Source organism: uncultured Leptotrichia sp. (assembly GCF_938036635.1).
Taxonomy (GTDB): Bacteria; Fusobacteriota; Fusobacteriia; order Fusobacteriales; family Leptotrichiaceae; genus Leptotrichia; species Leptotrichia hongkongensis.
On sequence record NZ_CALHQO010000446.1, the window covers coordinates 1 to 10,044 of the forward strand.

5 protein-coding genes are annotated in these 10,044 nt (G+C 39.3%); all 5 read left to right on the plus strand.

What is annotated here, in order from left to right:
- Positions 1–144: 144 nt before the first annotated feature.
- The 5 genes from betT (at position 145) to lspA (ending at position 9,505) form a co-directional block, all read left to right on the plus strand.
- Complete coding sequence (gene betT / locus Q0370_RS08870; RefSeq protein ID WP_299574795.1) at positions 145–2,100, plus strand: choline BCCT transporter BetT; 1,956 nt, start codon at positions 145–147, stop codon at positions 2,098–2,100.
- The gene (locus Q0370_RS08875; RefSeq protein WP_299574798.1) at positions 2,084–4,159 is read left to right on the plus strand and encodes a Tex-like N-terminal domain-containing protein; all 2,076 of its coding nucleotides are present in this window, start codon (positions 2,084–2,086) and stop codon (positions 4,157–4,159) included. Before betT ends, Q0370_RS08875 begins: the two co-directional genes overlap by 17 nt.
- 184 nt (positions 4,160–4,343) lie before the next feature.
- Positions 4,344–5,921 (plus strand): L-lactate permease, encoded by a 1,578-nt coding sequence (locus tag Q0370_RS08880; RefSeq protein WP_299574801.1) that lies wholly within the window; start codon positions 4,344–4,346, stop codon positions 5,919–5,921.
- 217 nt (positions 5,922–6,138) lie between these two features.
- Positions 6,139–8,931: an isoleucine--tRNA ligase gene (gene ileS / locus Q0370_RS08885; RefSeq protein ID WP_299574803.1), complete on the plus strand. Its 2,793-nt coding sequence runs from the start codon at positions 6,139–6,141 to the stop codon at positions 8,929–8,931.
- A 73-nt stretch (positions 8,932–9,004) separates the two neighbouring features.
- On the plus strand, positions 9,005–9,505 hold the full coding sequence (gene lspA, locus Q0370_RS08890; protein WP_299574805.1) for a signal peptidase II: 501 nt from the start codon (positions 9,005–9,007) through the stop codon (positions 9,503–9,505).
- The last annotated feature ends 539 nt before the right edge of the window (positions 9,506–10,044 follow it).

Consider the following 10,044-nt stretch of genomic DNA (forward strand, 5'->3'; position numbering starts at 1 on the left):
ACGCCACCACCATCATGATCGCCGAGAAGATCGCCGACCGGATCCGTGGCCGCGATCCCCTGCCGCCATCCGATGCCCCCTACTACCAGGCCAACGGCGCCCCCGTGCGCGGCAAGCCCGTCCGGGCCTGAGGGAGGACAAGGCATGCAACAGCACCCCTCATCTCCGCAGCATCCGCCCGGTCAGGACACCGGCAGCACGGCCACGACGACCGTCATCAACGGCACGGCCGACACGCCCGCCACCATCCACCGCATCGTCTTCACGGTCTCGGCGCTGCTCACCCTCGCGCTGATCGGCTTCACCCTGGCCTTTCCCGGCATCAGCGAAAAGGTGCTCGGCCACGCCCTGGCCTGGGTGTCCGACCGCTTCGGCTGGTACTACATGCTGATCGTCGCCGCCTACGGCATCTTCTCGCTGTACGTGGGCATGTCCAAGTACGGCGACATCAAGCTGGGTCAGGACCACGAGAAGCCCGACTTCCCGTACCTGGCCTGGGCCGCCATGCTGTTCTCCGCGGGCATCGGCATCGACCTGCTCTTCTTCGGTGTCTCCGAACCGCTGACCCACTACCTCACACCGGTCACCGGCCAGGGCGGCACGCCCCTGGCCGCCCGGGCCGCCCTGGCGCAGACCTTCCTGCACTGGGGCCTGCACGGCTGGGGCATCTACGCGCTCATCGGCATGGCACTGGCCTACTTCGCCTACCGCCACAACCTGCCGCTGGCGCTGCGCTCGGCGCTCGTGCCCGTGTTCGGCCAGAAGCGGGCCGACGGCTGGCTGGGCCACAGCGTCGACATCTTCGGCGTGGTCTGCACGCTGCTGGGCCTGGCCACCAGCCTGGGCATCGGCGTGCTGCAGGCCAACGCCGGCCTGGCCCATGTCTTCGGCATCGAGACCACGAAGTTCACCCAGGCCGTCATCATCATCATCGTCACCGTTACGGCGGCCGCCTCGGCCATGTCCGGCGTCGACAAGGGCGTGCGCCGGCTGTCCGAGTTCAACATGCTGACCGCCATCCTGCTGGTCATCGCCCTGCTGTTCTCCGGCCCCACGCAGTTCCTGCTCAACGCCATGGTGCAGAACATCGGCGACTACTTCGAGATGCTGCCGGTCAAGACCTTCGAGACCTACGCCTACGAAGGCGCGAAGGGCGCCACCTGGAAATCCACCTGGACCATCTTCTTCTGGGCCTGGTGGGTGGCCTGGGCACCGTTCGTGGGGCTGTTCATCGCCCGCATCTCGCGCGGCCGCACCCTGCGCGAATTCGTCTTCGGCGTGATGTTCATCCCGCTGGGCTTCATCTTTGCCTGGTTCTCCATCTTCGGCAACAGCGGCATCTTCCATGCCGCCACCGATCCGGCACTGGCCAAGACCGCCATCGAGACCCCCGCCATGGGCCTCTTTGCCCTCTTCGAGCACTATGCCCATCCGGCCATCTGGTCCAGCGTCTCGGTCATCATCGGCCTGATCTTCTTCGTCACCTCGGCCGATTCAGGGGCGCTGGTGCTGGCCAACCTGTCCAGCAAGGGACTCTCGTCGGGCGACGACGCCCCCATCTGGCTGCGACTCTTCTGGGCGGCCGCCACCGGCCTCATCACGCTGGGACTGCTGTTCTCGGGCGGATTCTCGGCCCTGCAGTCGGTCTCGGTCGCAGCCGGCCTGCCATTCTCGCTGGTGCTCTTCATCTACATGGTGGCCATGGCCTACAGCCTGCGCCAGGAGGGAAACCGCCGCAAGGCCAGCACCTTCGACATGGCACCGCCCGCGCTGAACCCGCAGCACAGCTGGCGTGACCGCCTGAACCGCATCCTGAACTTCCCCACGCGCAAGGCGGTGCTGCGCTTCATGAGCGGCACGCTGGAGCCCGCCATGCAGGATGTCTGCGCCGAACTGAACAAGCAGGGCGTGCAGACCACCGTCATCCGCAACGAGGAAGACCAGAGCCTCACCTTCGAGGTGCTGCATGGCGAGGAAGTGGACTTCCTCTATCAGGTGAAACCCGTCTCGGCCCTGATGCCGGTGTTTGCCATGAACCAGGCCAGCAACCTGGATTCCGACAAGCACCACGAGCGCTACTGGCGTGCCGTTTATTGCTAGGTATCGGAAGGAAATTACAGGAAATCTGGATGAGGAACAGATTCGGGATGTAATTGAAAAAATTACGTATTATAGAAATTTAGAAAAGAGAAAAGAGGAAGTTATAAGGCTGATTGAGGAGCAAGGAAAACTAACTGAGGAATTGCATAAAAGTATTGTAAATGCGATGAAATTGCAGGAAGTGGAAGATCTGTACCTGCCTTATAAGAAAAAGAAAAAAACAAAAGCGGATATTGCAAAAGATCAAGGATTGGAGCCTCTTTCAGAGTTTGCATTAGCCAAAGGGACTACAATGGAGCAGTTGGAAAAAGAAGCTGAGAAATATGTTACGGAAGAAGTGGCGGATGTTAAGGCTGCAATTGAAGGAGTTCACTTGATTATTGCTCAGGATATTTCGGAAAATATTAAAATCAGAGAATTTTTAAGAGATAGAATTGCAAAATTTGGGATTTTGACTTCTAAAGTCATTGAAAAAAATAAAGAAAATGATGAAAAAGGTGTTTATCAGGATTATTATGAATATTCGGAGCAGATTGGTAGAAGTGCTTCAAATAGGATTCTTGCGTTAAATCGTGGAGAAAAGGAAAAAATATTGAAAGTCGATATTGATATTGATGAAAAAACAGAAGAAGTTATAACAAACTTTATTCTGAATACTTTTGAAAATAAAAATTTAACTGAATTTTTTAAGGAAGTTATAAAAGATTCGCTGGACAGACTGGCTTATCCATCCATAAAGAATGAAGTGAGAAATATTTATACAGAAAAAGCGGAAGAAGAAGCAATCAACATTTTTTCTGAAAATTTGGAAAAACTATTGTTACAACCGCCTTTATCGAAAAAAACACTTATGGGATTGGATCCAGGATATAGAACAGGCTGCAAGATGGTAATTATTAATAAAGATGGATTTTATGAAACAAATGATGTACTTTTTCTTGTAGATGGAGTACATAACGAAAGACAGCTTGCTACTGCAAAGAAAAAAATATTAGATTATATCGCAAAATATGACGTGGATATTATTGCAATTGGAAATGGAACAGCTTCGAGGGAAACGGAGGCTTTTGTTGCCGATGTAATAAAGGATTCTAAGAAAAAAGTTTCGTATCTGATTGCAAATGAGGCTGGGGCTTCAATTTATTCTGCTTCCAAAATTGCTATTGAGGAGTTTCCTGACTTGGATGTTACAGCAAGAGGAGCGATTTCTATTGCAAGAAGAATTCAGGATCCAATGGCAGAACTTGTAAAAATTGATCCAAAATCAATTGGAGTAGGAATGTATCAGCATGATGTAAATCAGAAAAAGCTAAATGAAACTTTGGAGCAGACAATTGAACATGTGGTAAATAACGTAGGAGTCAATATTAATACAGCTTCGTGGGCATTATTAAGTTTTGTTTCTGGAATCAAGAAGAATGTGGCAAAAAATCTTGTGGATTATAGACACGAAAATGGTGATTTTAAAGACAGAAAACAGCTTAAAAAGGTAAAAGGGCTTGGAGATAAGGCATTTGAGCAGATGGCAGGATTTGTTGTTGTACCTGATAGTAAAAATCCGCTTGATAATACGATTATCCATCCGGAATCATATCACATTGCAGAAATAATCTTGAAGGAAGCTGGATGTAAAGTTGAGGATTTAAAAGAAGATTTGGGTGTTGTAAGACAAAAATTGCAGAAAATAGATTTGGAAAAAATTATTAAGGAAAATGATTTTGGAAGAGAAACGGCAAAGGATGTATACGAGGCACTATTAAAGGATAGACGTGATCCTCGTGATGAATTTGAAAAACCGCTTTTACGTTCAGATATTTTGAATATGGATGATTTGACAGAAGGGATGGTTCTGGAAGGAACTGTTAGAAATGTGGCAAAATTTGGGGCATTTGTTGATATAGGGCTAAAAAATGATGCTTTGATTCATATTTCTGAAATAGCAGAAAAGTTTGTTTCAGACGCTACAAAGGAACTTTCTGTGGGACAAATTATAAAAGTTAAAATATTGTCACTAGATAAGGAAAGAGGAAGAGTTGGACTTACAAGAAAGGGGCTTTAAATAAGAGTTTGAAAATTAGATTTAATTTGTTCAAAGTTAGAATTATTTAATTTTATTTGTTTAATTTTGGAATAGGCTAAAATTTAATTTAGAAAAAAATTTGTACTTTTTAAAAAAATTTGATAAGATATATTATAAAATGTTAATTATTTTAACAAAATCATAGAAAGAAGGTTTAGAAAGAATGGAATTTTTAGTAGGTTTAATACCAATAATTTTATTTTTAATTTTGTTAGCAGTTTTAAAAAAATCTGCGTTGTTTAGTACTTATGCGAGTTTGATTGTAGCGATTATTTTGAACTTTGTCATGTCAAGTTGGCGAATTCCAGTTCAAGGGATTATTGCTTCACTTTTTGAAGGGTTTGCAGTGGCTTGGATGCCAATTGGATTCGTAATAATAGCAGCTATTTTTGCTTATGACTTATCAGTAAAAAATGGTAAAATTGAAATTATCAAAACGATGTTGGGAAATATTACATCAGATAGACGTGCTCAAGCTTTAATACTTGCCTGGGGATTTGGTGGATTTATAGAAGGTATTGCAGGATATGGGACAGCGGTTGCAATTCCAGCGGCAATTATGATTTCTTTAGGATTTTCTCCTATGACAGCGGCGATGATTTGTTTACTTGCAAATTCGACACCAACAGCATTTGGAACAGTGGGACTTCCAGTTACAACAATGATTTCAAACTTTGGATTAAATGCTCAACAGACAGCATTATTTACATCATTGCTATTGTTACTATTAACTTGTGTTATTCCTTTTATTTTAGTAGTTTTTGCAAATAAAGAAATAGATGGCGGAAAAAATCCAGCTTTTGGAAAAGGGATTTTACCAGTAGTTATCGCATCAATTATTGGATATATGGTACAGCCATTAATAGCTATGACGACTGGAGCTGAACTTCCTACAATTATTTCAAGTTTAATAGCAATGATTTTAATGATTGTCGCAACAAAAATGTTTGTTAAGGCGGAAGAAGGATTTGAAACTGTGGCAGTTTCTACTAAAGATGCAATTTTAGCTTGGCTTCCATATATTTTAATGGTAGTTTTAATCGTAGGGACAAGTCCAGTTGTTAAAGTTATAAATGAGCCTTTGCACGAGCATACAATTTCAACGATTGATTTTTCATTTGGGCATTGGGCAACTTGGTTTAGAGATGCAAAAAGTGCAAAAGAAGCTGGAGTTGCGTTTAAATGGATTTTGGCACCAGCTGCACCCTTATTTATAGCAACAGTTATCGCAGGATTTATTCAAAAAGTAAAAGTAAAAGACATGGTCGAAGTACTAGGTCATACAATTTATCATAAATTAGATAAAATGTTGGTAATCATGGGGATTGTAGCACTTTCAGTAGTTATGAAGCACAGTGGAATGACAGCAAGCATTGCAGACGGTCTTAAAACATTAACTGGATCAGGGTTCCCATTCATTGCACCATTCTTAGGTACAATTGGAACATTTGTTACAGGAAGTGATTTATCATCTAACTTGTTATTTGGTGGAATTCAAGTAGGAGTAGCGAAAGGGTTATCACAAAATCCGGCACTGCAATCATTGTTAATTGCGGCTAATACCGCTGGAGCTACAGGTGGTAAAATGATTTCACCACAAAATATCGCAATTGTAACATCAGTTTCTGCAGCATTAAATGGAAAAGACGGAGAACTTTTAGGAAAAACTATTAAATATTCTGTATTGTATGGACTTGTGCTAGGTATTTTGACATTTGTTGGAGCAGGAATGATACATTAGTAACTAAAAATTTGAATAAAATTTAAAAATTTAGATATAATAATTAAAGAAAAAGGAGAATACTAAAAATTTGGTATCTCCTTATTTGTATATTTAAGGATAATAACTAAGAGAAAAATAATATATAAAGCTGAGTTATTTTAAAATGTATAAAATTGTGATATAATAAAAAATATAAATAAAGAGAATAATTTAAAAGAAAAATATAGGAGGAAAAATGTCGGAAAATAATAATGTGGAAGACAAGGTAGATTATGCAAAAACGCTAAATTTACCAAAGACGAGCTTTAAAATGAAAGCTAATTTGGCACAAAAAGAACCTTTAACATTAAGGGACTGGAAAAAAGCTGAAATTTATGAAAAATCATTAAACGAAGGGGCACCATTTTTTGTGTTACATGATGGGCCTCCATATGCAAATGGAGATATTCACATTGGGCATGCATTAAATAAAATATTAAAGGATATTATCTTAAAATACAAAAGATTAAGAGGTTATAATGCACCATATATTCCAGGATGGGATACACATGGTCTTCCTATCGAGTGGAAAATAATGGAAGAACTTGGAGAAAAGGCAAAAAATATGACTCCATTGCAAATTAGGCAAGAATGTAAAAAATATGCTTTGAAATGGGTAGAAAAACAAAAAGAAGGATTCAAAAGGCTTGGAATTTTAGGAAATTGGGATAATCCTTATATCACTTTAATGCCTGAGTATGAAGCGGAACAGTTAAAAGTATTTAAGGAAATTTACGAAAATGGTTATGTTTATAAAGGGTTAAAACCAGTTTACTGGTCGCCTACTACTGAAACAGCTTTGGCTGAAGCGGAAATCGAGTATAAAGATGTAGAATCTCATTCAATTTATGTAAAATTTGAAGGGACACAGGACTTATTAGATAAATTAGGTGTGGAAGAAGCAAGTATTCTTATTTGGACAACAACACCTTGGACATTGCCTGCAAACTTGGGAGTATTTTTACATCCTGAATTTGACTACGGATTATACAAAACAGAAAAAGGTAATCTTATAGTTGCAAAAGAATTGGCTGAAACAGTATTTAATATACTTGGAATTTCTTATGAATTATTGAAGGAGTTTAAAGGTACTGAACTTGAGAAAACTCATTATAGACATCCGTTCTTGGATAGAGAAGGGCTGGTAATGCTTGGAGATTATGTTACAGCTGATGCAGGGACTGGAGCAGTACATTCGGCACCTGGACACGGGGCGGACGATTACAATTATTCACGAAAATATGAACTTGGAGTATTGTCGCCAGTTGATGACAGAGGGCATATGACAAAGGAAGCTGGAAAATACGAAGGAATGTTTTATGCAAAAGCAAGCAATGTAATTGTGCAGGATTTGACGGAAAGCGGACATTTATTGCATCACAGCAAATTTGTTCACTCATATCCGCATGATTGGAGAAGTAAAAAACCTGTAATTTTCAGAGCGACTGAGCAATGGTTTATTAGCGTTGATGAAAGCGATATTAGGGAAAATGCTATAAAAGCACTAGATGATGTAGAATTTGTACCATCTTGGGGTAAAAATAGAATTGGTTCAATGTTAGAAACTCGTCCAGACTGGACTATTTCAAGACAAAGAGTATGGGGAGTACCAATACCATTGTTCTACAACAGAGCGACTGATGAAGTTATTTATGAGCCAGAAATTATGGACAGAGTAATTGAAATGGTAAAAAAAGAAGGAACTGACATTTGGTGGAAATATGAAGCCAAAGAAATTATCGGAGATGAACTTTTAGAAAAATATAACTTGAAAGATGTGGATATTAGAAAAGAAAGAAGTATAATGGACGTCTGGTTTGACTCAGGAGTTTCGCATAGAAGTGTGTTAGTACCAAGAAACTTGCCAAGACCAGCAGACTTGTACCTTGAAGGAAGTGACCAGCATAGAGGTTGGTTCCAATCTTCATTATTGACATCAATCGCAAGTACAAAAGATGCACCTTACAAGAGAATCCTAACTCATGGATTCACAATGGATGGACAAGGAAGAAAAATGTCTAAATCTTTAGGAAACACAATACTTCCAAAAGATATTACAAAAAAATATGGAGCAGATATTTTAAGATTGTGGGTATCTTCAGTAGATTATAGAGAAGATGTAAGAATTTCAGAAAATATTTTACAGCAAATGTCTGATGCTTATAGAAGAATCAGAAATACAGCTAGATTTTTGATGGGTAACTTAAATGATTTTGATTATGCAAATGATAAAGTTGACTATAAGGATATGTTTGAAATTGACAAGTGGGCAATGCACAAACTGGAAGAATTGAAAGCTAAAACAACAGAATTTTATGATAAATACGAATTTTACAGTCTATTCCAGGAAATTACATATTTCTGCTCAATGGAAATGTCTTCATTTTATCTGGACATAGTAAAAGACAGACTTTACTGCGAAGGAACAACTTCAATTGAAAGAAGAAGCACACAGACTGTATTGACAGAAGTTTTAAAAGTGCTAGTAAGAATAATTTCTCCAGTATTGTCATTCACAGCTGATGAAATTTGGGAAAGAATACCAGAAACGTTAAAAGAAGAAGAAAGTGTACATTTATCAAAATGGATTGAAGCAAGACCTGAATACTTGAATGAAGAATTAGCACAAAAATGGGATAAAATTGCACGTCTAAGAAGAGAAGTGAACAAAAAGCTGGAAGCAGAAAGACAAAATGGATTAATAGGGCATTCTCTTGATGCAAGAGTCCTTTTAAACATTGCCAATGATGAATATTCATTTATAAAAGATTATACAGAAAATGAAGTTTCTGACTTATTTATCGTATCTCAAGTTAAATTTGTAAATGATAATTTAGCAGAAAGCGAAATCGAAGGAATTAATATCGCTGTGGAAAAAGCGTCTGGAGAAAAATGTGAAAGATGCTGGAAATACGATGAGGAAGTTGGACACAACCACGATCATCCAGATGTATGCCCAAGATGTGCAAGCGTTCTGGAAAAAATGTAACATAAAATTTATTTTGTAAAATAGGACTAAATATAGCTAAATAAAAATAACTTATTTAGTTCGTTTTTTACAAATATGTGTTAATAAAAAATGTGAGGAGAAAAGAATGCCTTATATAATTATTATTTTGGTTTTAGCTGCATTAGATCAGATTACAAAGCAGCTGATGTTCAATGTGTCAGGTGGAGTGCAAGGTTTTTCTATACCAATAATAGATAAATTTTTTCATTTGACTTATGTTGAAAATCACGGCGGAGTTTTCGGTCTATTGCAAGGAAAAATCAATTTATTTACAATAGCAAGTGCAGTTCTAATTATATACGTAATCGCTGTAGAGTACAAAAACTTTAAGAATTACAGCAAATGGACAAAAATAGGAGTAGCAGTAATTGCCGCTGGAGCTACGGGAAATATGATTGACAGAATTCTTCGTGGATATGTAATTGACATGATAGATTTTCGAGGAATCTGGGCTTTCGTATTTAATGTGGCAGATATGTATGTGCATATTGGTATTTATATTATTATAATTGATTATTTAGCAAGAAAATATTTGAAAAATAGTAAAAAGTAGTTACGAATATCTAAATTAAACTTTATTGATTAATAATACTTTTTTATGTAATTTATATATTTTTCCTTTTTTATAAAGCAAAGGGGAACAGTCGCCATCCCCTTTGCAAACCCCGCTTGTCTAAGCATTTTTTTGAAATAAAATTGAAACTCGCTTTTTAATAAAGATTATTATCAACTCTTAAATTGATTATAATTTAAAAGTTTTGAAAAAGCTCAGACAGTCAATTTCATTTCAAAAAAATCACGACAGTTTTAGTTTAGTTACACAAGATAATTTAATTAAATATGAATTAAGCAAAATTTCGTTAAGGAAAAAATAACTGTCTGAGATTTTGAAATATGTTTTGAATTATATGCAGTTATTTGAATTAAAATAACCTTGGTTCAAAATCGAGTTTTATTTTTTCTTTATAAGAAAGTTTTGCGTAAAGCGGGGTTGTAAGGGCATGGCGTTTGATGCCCTTACGTTAAAAATAAATATAAAAAAGAAAAATATTTAATAAATTTGATAAATATAAAGTTGTTATGTTATTTATA